This window comes from Pseudoalteromonas sp. 2CM39R (genome assembly GCF_023161845.1).
Genome location: NZ_JALNTM010000002.1, coordinates 197422 through 212751, shown reverse-complemented (window position 1 = coordinate 212751; position 15330 = coordinate 197422). Strand labels below are relative to the sequence as shown.

General features: G+C 40.9%; 14 protein-coding genes. 8 read left to right on the top strand and 6 right to left on the bottom strand.

The features are described 5' to 3' along the window. Position 1 precedes the first annotated feature (1 nt). From MTF66_RS05010 to bioB, 3 genes are read right to left on the bottom strand one after another with little or no spacing between them, the layout of a single operon-like run. Positions 2-793, bottom strand: a complete 792-nt coding sequence (locus tag MTF66_RS05010; RefSeq protein ID WP_248526605.1) for a methyltransferase domain-containing protein — start codon at positions 791-793, stop codon at positions 2-4. Then, complete coding sequence (locus MTF66_RS05005) at positions 790-1923, bottom strand: 8-amino-7-oxononanoate synthase (RefSeq protein WP_248526604.1); 1134 nt, start codon at positions 1921-1923, stop codon at positions 790-792. The genes MTF66_RS05010 and MTF66_RS05005 overlap by 4 nt, the downstream gene beginning before the upstream one ends. Before the next feature lie 7 nt (positions 1924-1930). Next, positions 1931-2971, bottom strand: coding sequence for a biotin synthase BioB (gene bioB / locus MTF66_RS05000; protein WP_054553903.1), 1041 nt, complete (start codon positions 2969-2971; stop codon positions 1931-1933). Positions 2972-3069: 98 nt separating this feature from the next. Between bioB and bioA the strand changes: the two genes are divergently transcribed. Beyond that, the gene (gene bioA / locus MTF66_RS04995; RefSeq protein WP_248526603.1) at positions 3070-4362 is read left to right on the top strand and encodes an adenosylmethionine--8-amino-7-oxononanoate transaminase; all 1293 of its coding nucleotides are present in this window, start codon (positions 3070-3072) and stop codon (positions 4360-4362) included. A 43-nt stretch (positions 4363-4405) separates the two neighbouring features. Here the strand turns inward: bioA and MTF66_RS04990 are convergent, their stop codons facing one another. Continuing rightward, positions 4406-4840, bottom strand: a complete 435-nt coding sequence (locus MTF66_RS04990) for an ATP-binding protein (protein WP_054561441.1) — start codon at positions 4838-4840, stop codon at positions 4406-4408. A gap of 271 nt (positions 4841-5111) precedes the next feature. Here MTF66_RS04990 and asnS point away from each other — a divergent pair, with 271 nt between their 5' ends. Together asnS and MTF66_RS04980 are read left to right on the top strand one after the other, a co-directional pair. Next, complete coding sequence (gene asnS, locus MTF66_RS04985) at positions 5112-6509, top strand: asparagine--tRNA ligase (protein ID WP_248526602.1); 1398 nt, start codon at positions 5112-5114, stop codon at positions 6507-6509. A gap of 153 nt (positions 6510-6662) precedes the next feature. Beyond that, positions 6663-7592 (top strand): substrate-binding domain-containing protein, encoded by a 930-nt coding sequence (locus MTF66_RS04980; RefSeq protein WP_248526601.1) that lies wholly within the window; start codon positions 6663-6665, stop codon positions 7590-7592. Positions 7593-7656: 64 nt separating this feature from the next. On the opposite strand, the gene MTF66_RS04975 is transcribed toward MTF66_RS04980, so the two are convergent. Both MTF66_RS04975 and MTF66_RS04970 read right to left on the bottom strand, forming a co-directional pair. Then, positions 7657-8583 carry an electron transfer flavoprotein subunit alpha/FixB family protein gene (locus MTF66_RS04975; protein WP_248526600.1) on the bottom strand — a complete coding sequence of 309 codons (927 nt, stop codon included), beginning with the start codon at positions 8581-8583 and terminating at the stop codon, positions 7657-7659. Beyond that, entirely contained in the window at positions 8584-9333 is a 750-nt protein-coding gene (locus MTF66_RS04970) for an electron transfer flavoprotein subunit beta/FixA family protein (RefSeq protein WP_054561438.1), read from the bottom strand. A 193-nt stretch (positions 9334-9526) separates the two neighbouring features. On the opposite strand from MTF66_RS04970, the gene MTF66_RS04965 reads away from it, so the two are divergent. The 5 genes from MTF66_RS04965 to MTF66_RS04945 all read left to right on the top strand — a co-directional run bounded on the left by MTF66_RS04965 (position 9527) and on the right by MTF66_RS04945 (position 15195). After that, positions 9527-11173, top strand: coding sequence for an electron transfer flavoprotein-ubiquinone oxidoreductase (locus MTF66_RS04965; RefSeq protein WP_248526599.1), 1647 nt, complete (start codon positions 9527-9529; stop codon positions 11171-11173). Positions 11174-11276: 103 nt separating this feature from the next. Next, a complete protein-coding gene (locus MTF66_RS04960; RefSeq protein WP_054561436.1) occupies positions 11277-11741 on the top strand; it encodes an acyl-CoA thioesterase in 465 nt (154 codons plus the stop codon). Between the two features lie 239 nt (positions 11742-11980). Further along, positions 11981-12553 carry an outer membrane beta-barrel protein gene (locus MTF66_RS04955; RefSeq protein ID WP_055198360.1) on the top strand — a complete coding sequence of 191 codons (573 nt, stop codon included), beginning with the start codon at positions 11981-11983 and terminating at the stop codon, positions 12551-12553. A 99-nt stretch (positions 12554-12652) separates the two neighbouring features. Further along, entirely contained in the window at positions 12653-13357 is a 705-nt protein-coding gene (gene tsaA / locus MTF66_RS04950; protein WP_054553913.1) for a tRNA (N6-threonylcarbamoyladenosine(37)-N6)-methyltransferase TrmO, read from the top strand. A 113-nt stretch (positions 13358-13470) separates the two neighbouring features. Beyond that, positions 13471-15195, top strand: coding sequence for a proline--tRNA ligase (locus MTF66_RS04945; RefSeq protein WP_248526598.1), 1725 nt, complete (start codon positions 13471-13473; stop codon positions 15193-15195). Positions 15196-15330 lie beyond the last annotated feature (135 nt).

Below are 15330 nucleotides of genomic sequence, written 5' to 3'. Positions count from 1 at the left end.
TCTATTTTTCGAGTTCTAAAAGGACAACTTGATAGCTCACTCTAGCATGCCCATCAACCAGAGGGTATGCCCTACAAACACTATTAAGTGCCTGCCTCGTTAATAACCCTTGGCGTTTTTGCTTAGTTTGCAATGATGTAGCACCAATCGCTTTTATTGAACGCAGTGCTTCTAATGGAGAGTTATAAGCATCTATATAACATCTATCGGCTGCAAAGTTCAGTTTAAACCCCGCCAATTTTGCATACTCAATAATGTGACTAGCACTATGAAACTGATTAATATGGCTTTGCTCGTCTAAACAAGCAAATGCCTGTTTGATTTCTTTAAGTGATCCATCTACAACACAGCTTAAATAAACCTTACCACCTGCTTTTAGTGAATAAAAAAGACTTTTAAGTAGCCCTTTTAAATCAGCAGACCATTGCATTGCAAAATTACTAAACACACAATCTAGCGAATTTTGCTGTAATGGTAGGTTGTCCATATCAGCACACACTTTTAAACAATGCGGGTTTTGTTCTGTGCTGAGCATGGAATGACTTAAGTCCATTGCCAATACAGTATCAAAGTGTGTTTTAAGCATTGCCGTGTTAACTAAAGGCCCTGCACCTAAATCAAGGCAAGTACCCTGCTGATGTTTACTGGCCATCATTTTGAATAAGTGCGCAGCCGCTTGTTTTTGAACATTAGCATGGCTCGCGTAATTTGCAGCCGCTTTAGAGAACTTAGTTTGTGTTGTTAGCTTATTACTGTGTTGAAAGCTTAGAGGCGCTTGCAGTTGAACACTCATAAACACTCCACTAGCGAATCAACAAGCTGTTTTATATCGTCAGCTTGATGCGCGCTACTTATGGTTACTCTAAGTCGTGCCGTATTAAATGGCACCGTGGGCGGTCGAATAGCGGTTAACCACACGCCTTTATCTTTAAGCTTATTAGCAACGGCAAGCGTGTGTTCTGCATCGCCCAATACCAAAGGTTGTATAGCCGTTGTTGATTCCATTAATGCTAAGTTACGCTCTTTGGCAAGTTCTCTAAAGTAGGCAATATTTTCTGTAAGCAGAGAGCGTCTCTTATCAGCTTTTATTAACTTTTCGAGTCGTTCAAGAGTACAACTAGCCATCAGTGGTGACATCGCCGTTGAATATATGTATTCACGATTAAACTGCAACATGTAATCAATCATTTGCTTTGATGCAAGCAAGCAAGCGCCACTACTTGCTAGCGCCTTGCCAAAGGTGATAATCAGTAAATCAGGCTTGATTGCCTCACAACTGCCTAAGCCTTGCTCGCCTAATACGCCAAAGCCATGGGCGTCATCAATCATCAACCACGCATTGTATTGTTTAGCAAGTTTATAGAGTGCTTCTATGGGTGCTTGATCGCCATCCATCGAAAACACCCCTTCGCTCACTATGAGCTTATGCTTTGCTTTTGACTTTTGTAACCGAGATTCTAAGTGCCTAAGGTCGTTATGATTAAACCGCACCATAGCAGCGGCAGAATGAAGGCCGCCATCAATTAGGCTGGCATGATTAAGCTTATCTTGAAAAATTGCCGATGATTGCGCCACGCTTTTATCTTGAAACAACGCTTTTAATACGCTGCTATTAGCACTAAATCCGCTATTAAATAACATGGCGCTTTCATAGCCTAATAACTCGCATAAACGCTGCTCAAGCTGTTGTTGTGGTTTATTATAACCATTCACTAATGCTGAACTGTGGCTACCTAGATGCTGCGCTTGTATTTCAATAAAATCATCAGCAAAGCCAAGATAGTCATTACTGGCGAAATTTAAATACTGTTTACCTGCAACCTGAATAAAGCGCCCACTTGATTGCTCAACAAGTTGGCGCTTTCTCAGTAATGAATCTGCTTGTCGCTCAACAAGATGCTCGGCAATAAAATCAAAAGCCATTTAAATATTACGCTTCGTAAAATAGTTCTGATGTTGCTTTATCAGCAACTTTTGATGAAAGTGATGCTGCAACCGCTTCATCAGAATAATCTTCACGGGTTTCTGGGTTCATGCCTAATTTTTTAATCAGCATCATGTCAGCGTCTGCTTCAGGGTTTTCTGTAGTCAGTAGTTTATCACCGTAGAAAATTGAATTAGCACCAGCAAAGAAACACATAGATTGCATTTGTTCATTCATTGCCGTACGACCAGCTGATAAACGAACATAGCTTTTCGGCATCATGATACGTGCAACAGCAATGGTACGAATAAACTCAAAGTGATCTAAGTCTTCGACATCTTCAAGTGGCGTGCCTTTAACCTTAACCAACATATTAATTGGCACACTCTCTGGCTGCTGCGGCAAATTAGCTAATTGCATTAATAAACCAAAACGGTCAGCAGCCTGCTCGCCCATACCAACAATACCGCCAGAACACACTTTCATGCCGGCATCACGCACGTTATCGATGGTGTTTAAACGGTCTTGGTAAGTACGTGTCGTAATGATCTGCTGGTAATACTCAGGGGATGTATCTAGGTTATGGTTGTAATAATCAAGGCCCGCGTCTTTTAATGCATGGGCTTTTTCGTTATCTAGCATGCCAAGGGTCATACAGGTTTCAAGGCCTAGCTCTTTAACCTCTTTTACCATTTTTGAAATATAAGGCATGTCACGTTCTTTCGGATCAGACCACGCCGCACCCATACAAAAACGAGTTGCGCCTTTTTCTTTGGCAACACGCGCTTGCTCAACCACTTTTTCTACTTCCATAAGGCGTTCACGGTCTAAGTCTGTTTTATAATGACCTGACTGAGGACAATATTTGCAATCTTCTGGGCAAGCACCGGTTTTAATCGATAACAAAGTAGAAATTTGTACTTCATTTGGGTTGAAGTTTTCACGATGCACACTGGCCGCTTTAAATAACAAATCATTGAACGGCATTTCGAATAATGCTTTTACTTCTTGGTGAGTCCAATCGTGACGGACAACTGCGTGCTCCATAATAGTCTCTTTTTTTAAATTATTGGGACGGTTTGATTGGCTTAGTCTACGACTTGACGTAACATTGTCAACGAATCGAAGTGATATAAAGTTTACATATGATTAATAAACAACCAATAGATTTAGATTTTGATCGTGAGCATATTTGGCACCCTTATACTTCTATGACTCAGCCCCTTCCCGTTTACCCTGTCAGTCATGCCAATGCAAATCGTATTTTCTTAGAAACAGGCGAAAGCCTAATAGATGGTATGGCCTCTTGGTGGAGTGCGATTCATGGTTACTGCCACCCTGTTTTAAATGAAGCAATAACAGCACAAGTTAGCAAAATGAGCCATGTCATGTTTGGTGGTTTAACTCATGAGCCTGCTGTTGAGCTGTGTAAAAAGCTAGTCAGTATCACACCTGAATCACTCGATAAGGTGTTCTTAGCCGACAGTGGCTCTGTGAGTGTTGAAGTTGCAATAAAAATGGCCTTGCAGTACTGGCTTAGCCAAGGTTACACCAGCAAACAAAAATTAATGACTCCGCTTAAGGGCTACCATGGCGATACCTTTGCAGCCATGAGCGTTTGCGATCCGGTTAATTCAATGCACAGCATGTACTCAGGGTTTTTACCTGAACATGTTTTTGTACCTGCGCCGAGTGCTAAATTTAATGGTGAGTTTAGCCCTGCTGAAGCTGATACGCTTGAAAGCTATTTTGCTGCTCATCATCAAGATGTTGCGGCATTTATCATTGAACCCATAGTACAAAATGCTGGGGGAATGAATTTTTACCACCCTGATTACTTAAAACACTTACGCATTCTGTGTGATAAGTATGATGTTTTACTTATTTGTGACGAAATCGCTACAGGCTTTGGTCGCACCGGCACCTTGTTTGCTGTTGAGCACGCCAACATTGAGCCGGATATTTTATGTATAGGCAAAGCATTAACGGGCGGAATGATGACGCTCTCAGCGACATTAACCACCAGCAAAGTCGCTATTGGCATTAGTGAAGGTGAAGCCGGCGTATTAATGCATGGCCCAACATTTATGGGTAACCCACTTGCTTGTGCCACAGCCTGCGCGAGTATTGATTTACTGTTAGAGCAACCGTGGCAAGAACAAATTGAACATATAAATGATGTACTAACAACCCAGCTTGCTAAGAGTAAGCAGCTCGATGAAGTCGTTGATGTGCGAACATTGGGGGCAATTGGAGTTGTTGAGCTTAATAGAAGTGTAGATATTGCAAAAATTCAACGCTTTTTTATCGAGCAAGGTGTGTGGATACGCCCGTTTGGCAAGTTAGTTTATTTGATGCCGCCTTACATAAGCGACGAACAAAGCTTAACTACGTTATGCAATGCTATTTATGCAGCCATTGAACAACAGGCGTATTGAAGACATTAAAAAAGGAAGCTAATGCTTCCTTTTCCTTTAAACTTTACCACTCAAACATATATGCCATTTTACTGATCATTCGAAGTGGTACTTTATGTTCACAGCGCTTAGCGTAAAGATGTTGCAATGATTTATCTTTAATTTCACCAACGATCACTTCTTTTACTTGATAACCCAGTGCAGTGGCCGCTTGTGCGTAGGCGATAAATTCCCACTTTTTAATATTAGTGTTATCCACAATTACTAACGGGATTTCTTCTGCTAAGGCATTAATAAAGCGTGCAAGGTTTAGATTGTGATACTCAGATAACTTGTACTTATCAAATTGATACACACCTTCGCTATTATAAAAATAATCATCTGTTGCGCACACGACATAATCACTTTCATTACCAGCTACCAACTCATCAGCAAGGCTTTGTGCGTAATATGATTTACCTGAGCCTGGTAAGCCGCGAAGAATAAAAACTTGTTTCATAGCACCTGTTATACAATTTAATTAAAGACTAAAGGACAGTTATCCTATTGAGAATTGTTAATAATGCCACAAAATAACCAATTAGCGCAGCGAGAATTTAAATAAACGCAAATTTTACGCAAAATATTGCTGCTATTTTACTCAATTGAAGAAAAACTACTAAAGAGTACGCCTCAATAGTTTTTTTATTTGATTTACGAGGGTAAGATAGTCGATTCAAGTGCAATGCACAGCATTATTATATTAGGCAACTTATATCATTGGAGTGAAGATGAGCCATTTAGCGATTTCAGAGCTATTAAAAGGCAAGGTTGCGGTAGACAGCCAAGTAACAGTAAAAGGCTGGATCCGTACACGCCGCGATTCAAAAGCAGGAATTTCATTTTTAGCCGTTCATGACGGTTCGTGTTTTGATCCTATTCAAGCGGTAGTACCTAATTCACTCAATAATTATGATGAAGTAACACGTTTAACTGCCGGTTGTTCTGTATCTGTAACAGGTGTTCTTGTACCTTCTGCGGGTCAAGGCCAGTCTTTCGAAATTCAAGCTAACTCTGTAGAAGTATTAGGTTGGGTTGAGAATCCAGACACCTACCCTATGTCTGCGAAACGTCACAGCATTGAATATTTACGTGAGCACGCACACCTTCGCCCTCGTACTAACATCATGGGCGCGGTAACCCGTGTACGTAACTGTTTAGCACAAGCGATTCACCGTTTTTATCACGAGCAAGGCTACTACTGGATCAGCACACCGATCATCACTGCAAGTGACTGTGAAGGCGCCGGTGAAATGTTCCGTGTATCTACTTTAGATATGCAAAACTTACCACGCACAGATAAAGGCGACATCGATTACAGTGAAGACTTCTTCGGTAAAGAAGCATTCTTAACAGTATCTGGTCAATTAAATGGTGAGACATATGCCTCAGCAATGTCAAAAATCTATACCTTTGGCCCTACTTTCCGTGCTGAAAACTCAAACACATCTCGTCACTTAGCAGAGTTTTGGATGGTTGAACCTGAAGTTGCATTCGCAGATTTAGAAGATATCGCAAAACTTGCTGAAGACATGCTGAAATATGTTTTCAATGCAGTATTAACTGAGCGCCGTGACGATATGGAATTCTTTGCACAACGTGTTGAGAAAACCGCTATCTCTCGTTTAGAAGAGTTCGTAACTAAAGATTTCGCGCAAGTTGATTACACAGATGCTATCGAAATCTTAAAAGCGTGTGGCAAGAAGTTCGAATACCCTGTTGAATGGGGTGTAGATTTACAGTCTGAGCACGAACGTTACCTTGCTGAAGAGCACTTTAATGCGCCAGTAGTTATCAAAAACTACCCGCGTGATATTAAAGCCTTCTACATGCGTCAAAACGAAGACGGCAAAACAGTAGCTGCAATGGACGTAGTTGCACCAGGTATTGGTGAAATCATTGGTGGTTCTCAACGTGAAGAGCGTCTAGATGTACTAGATAAGCGTCTAGAAGAAATGGGCTTAAACAAAGAAGATTACAGCTGGTACCGCGACCTACGTAAATACGGCACTGTACCGCACTCAGGTTTTGGTCTAGGTTTTGAGCGTTTAGTTGCATATGTAACAGGTATGGGTAACGTACGTGACGTTATCGCCTTCCCTCGTACAAAAGGCAACGCGACTTACTAATGAGTAACGCTACATAATCTAAAAGCCGCTTTCGAGCGGCTTTTTTGTGTGTAAATCATTAAATATTTTAAAGTTTACAGCCTAAAGAATTAGCAAAGCCAGACATATTGCCTATATTGATAGGAAGCTAACTATTAAGGAGTTTGTGTCTATATGCTATTTCGCTCTATGAAAGCCCTTTTGCTATCTACAACCCTTATCTCTGCACATAGTGCGTATGCAATTGAAGAAAATATTAATTCGAAGCCTATTTTTATTGCAGGCTCAACCACAGTGACAGAATTATTAGTCGATATAAAAGACGACTTAAGCCAAGAGTTTGGCAATAGTATCCAAATTAGGCCAATGGGCAGTGATAAAGGCATTAAAGCAATTGCCGAAAATGTTATAGATATCGGCACTAGCTCGCGTTATTTAACAAAAGAAGAACAACAACGCTGGCCCTTTTTGCGGCAAATAATCATAGCCCAAGATGCAATCGCATTTTTTGTAAACAAAAACTTAAACATCACTGAGCTTACCACTAAAAAGCTTAGCGATATTTACCAAGGAAAACTAAAGGCATGGTCTGAGGTTTCGCCTTATACTCCAGAGCTAAGCGCAAAAAATGATGAGATCCTGCTTTTTAGCAAAGGCACTAGTCATGGTAGTTTTGACGTCTTTTTAGAGTATTTAAATTTAGATTATATTCAAGAACCAGGCAGTAACTCTATACGCTTAAAAATGGCGGGTAATAGAGGTTTATTTTCTAAACAAAAAGTAGAGCTTTACGATCAGTTCAATCAAGCGCTTGGGATAGTGCAGCGTATTCCTAATGCCATTGCCTACGATTCATATGGCGCTATTAGTAAATTAGAAAATGATAGACGTATTAATCGAGTAACGTTACTAGAGATAGATGGGGTAAGCCCTTCCGTTGAATCAATTCAAAGTGGCGACTATGCCTTTGTTAGACCACTTGTGCTAATCATTAATACACAATCACCTCGTTCAAAAAAGATTGGCGACAAGCTCGCTGTGATTGTTAAATCAAACAAGATACAACAGAAAATGCTTGAGTTTGGTTACCTTCCGGTAAAATAGTTAAACGAAAAAAAGCTGCGCACCTGAAAGGTGAACAGCTTTTAACAACCAGAATCGTTATGAATTACAGAGCGCTTTCAAGCTCTGGTAACACATCAAATAAATCAGCAACTAAACCATAGTCAGCGACTTGGAAAATTGGTGCGTCAGGGTCTTTGTTGATGGCAACAATCACTTTTGAGTCTTTCATACCCGCTAAGTGTTGAATAGCACCACTGATACCCACAGCAATATATAAATCTGGGGCAACAATTTTACCTGTTTGACCTACTTGCATATCGTTTGGTACAAAGCCCGCATCAACAGCAGCACGTGAAGCACCAATGGCTGCGCCTAGTTTGTCGGCAATACCATTTAATAACGTAAAGTTTTCACCATTTTGCATACCACGACCACCTGAAATAACCACAGGTGCTGCAGTAAGCTCTGGACGCTCAGACTCAGTTTGTTCTTCTGATACAAACTCACTCAGACCAACAGAACCTTTACCAGCAACACTAGTTACAGCTACTGGCGCTTGCTCTTGTGCAATATCAAAGCTACTTGCACGAACAGTAATAACCTTTTTGCTATCCAGTGATTTAACTGTGGCAATTGCATTACCTGCGTAAATAGGACGCTTAAAGGTATCTGCATCAATAACGTCGATGATTTCAGAGATTTGCGCTACATCTAAAAGTGCAGCAACACGTGGCATAAAGTTTTTACCCGTTGTTGTTGCGCTTGCGACAATGTGTGAATAGTTATCAGCTAAAGATAAAACCAAATCAGCTAGGTTTTCTGCAAGTTGATTAGCATAAGCTGCATCATCGGCAATAAGTACATTGCTAACACCTGCAATTGATGCTGCTTGCTCACTCATTGCAGCTAAGTTTTCGCCTGCAAGTAGTAAATCTACATCAAAGCCTAGTTTAACAGCAGCAGTAATAGTTTTATTGGTTTCAGGCTTTAGAACACCTTTATCGTGTTCGGCTATCACTAATGTTTTCATTTAGATCACCTTCGCTTCTGTTTTTAACTTTTCTACTAATGTCGCAACATCTTCAACGACAATGCCACCACTGCGTTTTTCTGGCTCGTTTACTTCTACCAGCTGTACGCGAGGCGCAAGGTCTACACCTAGGCTATCAGCAGCAATTACATCAAGAGGTTTACGCTTTGCCTTCATAATGTTTGGTAATGAAGCATAGCGTGGTTCATTTAAACGTAAGTCTGTGGTTACGATAGCGGGTAGTTTAAGAGCAACTGTTTGTAAGCCACCGTCTACTTCACGCGTTACATTAACGGTACCTGCTTGAACATCTACTTTAGATGCAAAAGTACCTTGGCCACGACCCGTTAAAGCAGCAAGCATTTGACCAGTTTGATTGTTGTCAGAGTCAATCGATTGCTTACCTAAAATAACCAGCTCAGGTGATTCTTGCTCTACAATCTTGCTAAGTAATTTAGCAACATGTAAAGATTCAAGCTTTTCTTCTGTTTCAATATGAATGGCTTTATCAGCACCGAGTGCTAAGGCCGTACGTAATTGCTCTTGAGATGATTTATTACCAATAGTTACAGCAACAACCTCAGTGGCAGTTCCTGCTTCTTTTAAACGAATAGCTTCTTCAATTGCAATTTCACAAAACGGGTTCATCGCCATTTTTACATTAGCTAGATCAACATCCGTTTTATCGGCTTTTACGCGTGCTTTGACGTTGTAGTCAATTACTCTTTTAATTGGAACGAGGACTTTCATCGTGACTCCATCAATTGTGTGTTCTCAAAGTTGACCTAAACGTCAACTTATTTATTTTATGAATTCAGACTACTTCCTGTTGACGTAAACGTCAACCTAAAATAACCTTAAAGTATTCACAGCCTGTAACGTTTCATTTGCAAGTATGAAATAAGGTTCTTTACAGCAGGTCCGTCACCGAGAAGAGGTTTATATGGTCGAACGCGAAACCATGGAATTTGATGTAGTCATCGTGGGCGCAGGCCCAGCAGGTTTATCAACTGCGATTAGATTGGCTCAACAAGCACAAGAAAAACAACAAGAATTAATGATCTGTGTGGTAGAAAAAGGCTCTGAGGTGGGCGCACACATTTTATCGGGTGCGGTTTTTGAAACCAAAGCACTAGATGAGTTATTACCTGATTGGCAGACATTAGGCGCTCCTGTTACCACTAAAGTAACGCAAGATGATATTTACTGGTTCAATAACAGTGAAAAAGCCACCAGCATCCCCCACTTTGCTAGCCCTAAAACATTCCATAACGACGGCAATTACATTGTCTCTATGGGTAATGTATGTCGCTTTTTAGCAGAGCAAGCGGAAAACTTAGGGGTAGAAATATTCCCTGGCTTTAGTGCTCACTCTTTAATTATTGAAGACGAAACAGTGAAAGGCATTATCACTGGCGATATGGGCCTTGATAAAGACGGCAACGAAAAAGATGGTTACATGCCGGGTATGGAGCTTAGAGCTAAATATACAGTATTTGCAGAAGGTTGCCGCGGTCATTTAGGTAAAGAGCTAATTAAACACTTTGCCCTTGATAAAGATGCATCACCTCAACATTACGGTTTAGGGTTCAAAGAAATTTGGCAAATCGACCCGAGTAAACACAAAGAAGGCACAGTCGTACATGGCACAGGCTGGCCGTTAACCGGTGATACCAGTGGTGGTGCATTTATGTATCATAGCGATAACAACCAAGTTGTGGTGGGCTTAATTGTTGACCTTAACTACTCAAACCCACATCTAAGCCCGTTTGATGAATTTCAGCGCATGAAACATCACCCTGTCTTTAAAGATGTTTTAGAAGGCGGAGAACGTATAGCCTATGGTGCAAGAGCCATTGCCAAAGGTGGCCTGCGTTCATTACCGAAAATGCACTTCCCGGGTGGTTTACTTGTGGGTTGTGATGCCGGCACATTGAACTTTGCTAAGATCAAAGGTAATCATACGGCGATGAAATCAGGCATGGTTGCTGCTGATGTGATCGTAGCAGCTCTTAGTGACGGTAAAGAAAATGCCGATTTAACTGAATATAAATCAGCTTTTGAACAAAGCTGGGCGTACAAAGAGCTCTATCAATCACGTAACTTTGGCCCTGTTATGCACAAACTTGGTAAGTTCTTAGGCGGTGCTTATAACACCCTCGATCAAAATTTATTTGGTGGCAGCTTACCGTTTAATTTTGAAGACAACATGCCAGATCATGCCACATTAGTTGCAGCTGATCAGGCCGAAAAAATCGATTACCCGAAAGCAGACGGCAAGCTTAGCTTCGATAAACTTTCATCGGTGTTTTTATCAAATACGAATCATGAAGAATCTCAGCCATGCCATTTAAAGCTAAAAGATAACTCGATTCCAATTGCAGTGAATTTACCTAAATTCGATGAACCAGCACAACGCTACTGCCCTGCGGGTGTGTACGAAGTACAAGAAGTTGAAGGTGAGAAAGAGTTTGTGATCAACTCACAAAACTGTGTGCACTGTAAAACCTGCGACATAAAAGACCCAAGTCAAAATATTACTTGGGTAACACCTGAGGGAGCTGGCGGGCCAAACTACCCTAATATGTAACGCACGTTACTCATTTAATTAAAATTTATCCTAAATTGCAGGGGCTTCGGCCCCTTTTTTAGGCTATGCTGAAAATGTCGTGTTTTATAAAAGTGAGTAAAGTATGCCGTCTTCAAGTGTAACCTTTCGTTTTTTAGCTGAACCTACTGATGTCAATTTTGGCGGTAAGGTTCATGGTGGTGTGGTAATGAAGTGGATTGACCAAGCTGGTTACGCCTGTGCTGCAGGTTGGAGCGGTCATTACTGCGTTACTGTTTCTGTTGCGGGTGTAAAGTTTCAGCGCCCTATTTTGGTTGGCCAAATAGTCGAAGTGAAAGCCAGTATCGCCCACACAGGTAAAACCAGTATGCAAATCTTTATTCAAGTACGCTGTGGCGACCCTAAAACCCAAAACCTAGTTGAAACCAATCATTGTGTTATAAGTTTTATTGCTATGGATGAAGCAGGCTACCCAATCGAAGTACCTTCATATACAGCCGTAACAGACGAAGAAAAGAAAATCGAAAACTATGCGATAAAAATGAAAGAGATCGCGATAGAAACAGAAACCCTTTTACAAAAAGCCTAAAAGCTTAAAGCAACAAAAAATTATAAACCGTACCTAGTAACTTCTACAGAGCACCCTGAAATTGTTACGACTGCCAAACTGAATGCCTGATTACAGTTTCAACAAACTGTATAAAAAACCACTTAATCTAGCCTAAAAACAATACTTTAGGCTTTATTTTTGTGTTGGCATTGCCGTTGCAATACTCCTTGTGAATGACGCGAAACATTCGTTTATTTATTTTATAAAGGAGCTATTAAATGATTAAAGCAATTTCACTTTCTGCACTTTCTTTAGCACTACTAGGTTTTAATAATGCTGCACATGCAGATATTACCGAAATGGATTCTCCGCGTATTTATACCGGTATCGGCTACGGCCAATATTCTTTTGAGTTTGAAGACAGTGAAAATGACACTGACTTTGATGACGATTCACAAATGCTGAAAGGTTATATTGGTACTCAGTTTAACAAGTACTTAAGCCTTGAACTTGCTTATCAAAATTTTGATGAAGTAAGCGATATCGATTCTAAAGCTGAAATTGACGGTGTTTCATTAGCAGCACGCTTAGCAGCCCCAATTACAGATAGCTTTTCTGTTTATGCCAAAGGTGGTTGGCTAGAGTGGGATGCTGAAATTGAGCAAGACCTAGGCGAGCTTGGCAGCATCAGTGCTGACTCAGACGGTGGTGATGTATTTTATGGTGCAGGTGTTGAATATGCCTTCACAACAAACATGCAAGTACGTTTAGAGTATGAGCGCTATAAATTAGAAGATGATATTGACCCAGATATGGATGTAGCGTCTGTATCATTCCAATACATGTTTTAATTTAGACTATATAGTCTAAAAATTTAAAAGGCAGTCTCGACTGCCTTTTTTTGTGTTTGCATGTAAAATGTCGGCAGATTTTCTTAACAACAATGCACAATGAGCGAATACCAATTAACTGCCGTCGGCCATATTCAATCTCCTTATAAACAAAAATTTGCCATACCTCGCCAACCTCGTTTGGTTCCTGAGGCTAAAGCAAAGCTGGTATTCAGCAGCGATTTTAATCGTGAAGAGTTTGTACGTGGCCTCGATGAATTTAGCCATATTTGGTTATTATTCAGATTTCATGAAACCGCAGATAAAGGCTATTCAGCAATGGTGAGACCCCCTCGCCTCGGCGGTAATGAGCGTAAAGGTGTATTTGCAACACGAGCAACCTTTCGACCAAATGCAATTGGCATGAGTGCTGTAAAACTTGAAGGCATTGAATACAAAAATGGTCAGTTAAGCTTATTGCTTTCAGGTATCGATTTACTCGATGGCACACCTATTTTAGACATTAAACCTTATTTGCCCTACTCAGACGCAATGACCGATGCCACCGCAGGCTTTGCCGATACCCGACCAGAAACCGATATGAGCGTTGAGTTTAGTGAAGAAGCTCTGGCGTTTATTGCAAAGCAAACTGAGCAACCTGAATTAAAAGCGTTTATAAGCAATGTATTAAAGCAAGATCCTCGCCCTGCCTATAAAAAACAACGTGACTCAGAACAAAGCTACGGCATGACCTTATATGATTTTAATATTAGGTGGCATGTTCAGGACAATCATAATACAGTGACCAGCATTGAAAAATGCTAGTTTTTAGCACATAGCGCTTTAGTGTCAGTGCTTCCACTGGTAAACTTAGCGCCTTGTTATTACTCAAACGTCTTGAGTAAACGATAATAATTTTAACACTACTTGGAATAGAGATGCGTACCAGTCAATATATACTCGCAACACTTAAAGAAACTCCGTCTGATGCAGAAATTGTTTCTCATCAATTAATGCTACGAGCAGGCATGATCCGCCGCGTTGCGTCGGGTTTGTATACATGGTTGCCCTCTGGTCTACGCGTACTTAAAAAAGTAGAAAACATCGTACGTGAAGAAATGGATAAAGCAGGCGCTATCGAAATGTTAATGCCTATTATCCAACCAGCTGATCTTTGGGAAGAGTCTGGTCGTTGGGAGCAATTTGGTCCTGAATTAATGCGTATTAATGACCGTCACAACCGCCCATTTGCACTTGGCCCAACACACGAAGAAGTGATCACTGATTTTGTACGTAAAGAAGTAAATTCTTATAAGCAATTACCGCTTACTCTTTACCAAGTACAAACAAAAGTACGTGACGAAGTTCGCCCTCGTTTTGGTGTGATGCGTGCTCGTGAATTTACGATGAAAGATGCTTACTCTTTTCACTTAAGTGATGAGTGTTTAGAGAAAACATACCAAGTAATGCACAAAGCATACTGCAACATCTTCGAGCGCCTTGGTCTTGATTACCGCCCTGTTATCGCTGATACAGGTTCAATTGGTGGTAGCGTGTCACATGAGTTCCATGTGCTTGCAGAATCAGGCGAAGATGCAATCGCATTTAGTGATGCAAGTGATTACGCTGCAAATATCGAAAAAGCAGAAGCACTGGCACCGACTGAAGAGCGCCCAGCTGCAAGCAAAGACCTAAAAGCGTTCCCAACGCCTGATGCAAAATCAATTGCTGAGCTTAAAGAGAACTATGGTGTTAAACCTCATCGTGGCGTGAAAACATTAATCGTTTATGGCGCACCAGATGAAAACGAACAACGTGGTTTAGTTGCCCTTGTATTACGTGGTGACCATGATCTAAACGAGTTAAAAGCTGAGAAACACCCGCTTGTAGACTCACCGCTTGAAATGGCAAAAGAAGAAGACATCGTTGCTGCTATTGGCGCAAAACCAGGTTCATTAGGCCCAGTCGGCCTATCAATGCCAATAATTGTTGACCGCACAGCTAACGTAATGGCTGATTTTGTAGCTGGTGCTAATAAAGATGGTGAACATTTCAGCGGTATCAACTGGGATCGCGATGTAGAAAACTACGAAGTAGCTGATATCCGTAATATCGTGGAAGGCGATCCAAGCCCGTGTGGCCAAGGTTCACTGCAAATTAAACGTGGTGTTGAAGTTGGCCATATTTTCCAACTTGGCACTAAGTACTCAGAAGTAATGAAAGCAGGCGTATTAAGTGAATCAGGTAAAAACCAAGTAATGACAATGGGTTGTTACGGCATTGGTGTATCACGTATCGTAGCTGCCGCTATTGAGCAAAACAACGACCAATACGGTATTAAATGGCCGCAACCTATCGCACCATTTGATTTAGCAATTGTACCGATGAACATGCATAAGTCTCATCGTATTCCTGATATTGCAGATAACCTTTACAAAGGTTTAAAAGATGCAGGTTTAGACGTGTTGTTTGATGACCGTAAAGAGCGCCCAGGTGTTATGTTTAACGACATGGAATTATTAGGTGTGCCTTTCACGCTAGTTATTGGTGAGCGTAACCTCGATGAAAACAAGGTGGAGCTTAAAAACCGCCATACTGGTGAAAAGCTAATGCTTGATTTAGATAGTGCCGCTTTTGAAATTGCCGCACTTGTTAAAGGCTAATTACGTCAGCTCAACAAAATATAAAAAACCGCTTCGGCGGTTTTTTTGTATTTATAAATTGTCATAGATGTTTCGCTAAAGCGTCTTTTAACTGTCATTGATTCTGCCTAGCATTTACTTTATTACACCATGAGT

What these genes read in the sequence shown, in the direction of transcription:
- MTF66_RS04975 (WP_248526600.1), bottom strand. Translation starts at nt 8,583, where the DNA reads ATGAAAACATTAGTGATAGCCGAACACGATAAAGGTGTTCTAAAGCCT.
- bioB (WP_054553903.1), bottom strand. Translation starts at nt 2,971, where the DNA reads ATGGAGCACGCAGTTGTCCGTCACGATTGGACTCACCAAGAAGTAAAA.
- MTF66_RS04970 (WP_054561438.1), bottom strand. Translation starts at nt 9,333, where the DNA reads ATGAAAGTCCTCGTTCCAATTAAAAGAGTAATTGACTACAACGTCAAA.
- MTF66_RS04980 (WP_248526601.1), top strand. Translation starts at nt 6,663, where the DNA reads ATGCTATTTCGCTCTATGAAAGCCCTTTTGCTATCTACAACCCTTATC.
- MTF66_RS04955 (WP_055198360.1), top strand. Translation starts at nt 11,981, where the DNA reads ATGATTAAAGCAATTTCACTTTCTGCACTTTCTTTAGCACTACTAGGT.
- asnS (WP_248526602.1), top strand. Translation starts at nt 5,112, where the DNA reads ATGAGCCATTTAGCGATTTCAGAGCTATTAAAAGGCAAGGTTGCGGTA.
- MTF66_RS04990 (WP_054561441.1), bottom strand. Translation starts at nt 4,840, where the DNA reads ATGAAACAAGTTTTTATTCTTCGCGGCTTACCAGGCTCAGGTAAATCA.
- MTF66_RS04960 (WP_054561436.1), top strand. Translation starts at nt 11,277, where the DNA reads ATGCCGTCTTCAAGTGTAACCTTTCGTTTTTTAGCTGAACCTACTGAT.
- MTF66_RS05010 (WP_248526605.1), bottom strand. Translation starts at nt 793, where the DNA reads ATGAGTGTTCAACTGCAAGCGCCTCTAAGCTTTCAACACAGTAATAAG.
- MTF66_RS05005 (WP_248526604.1), bottom strand. Translation starts at nt 1,923, where the DNA reads ATGGCTTTTGATTTTATTGCCGAGCATCTTGTTGAGCGACAAGCAGAT.
- MTF66_RS04965 (WP_248526599.1), top strand. Translation starts at nt 9,527, where the DNA reads ATGGTCGAACGCGAAACCATGGAATTTGATGTAGTCATCGTGGGCGCA.
- tsaA (WP_054553913.1), top strand. Translation starts at nt 12,653, where the DNA reads ATGAGCGAATACCAATTAACTGCCGTCGGCCATATTCAATCTCCTTAT.
- MTF66_RS04945 (WP_248526598.1), top strand. Translation starts at nt 13,471, where the DNA reads ATGCGTACCAGTCAATATATACTCGCAACACTTAAAGAAACTCCGTCT.
- bioA (WP_248526603.1), top strand. Translation starts at nt 3,070, where the DNA reads ATGATTAATAAACAACCAATAGATTTAGATTTTGATCGTGAGCATATT.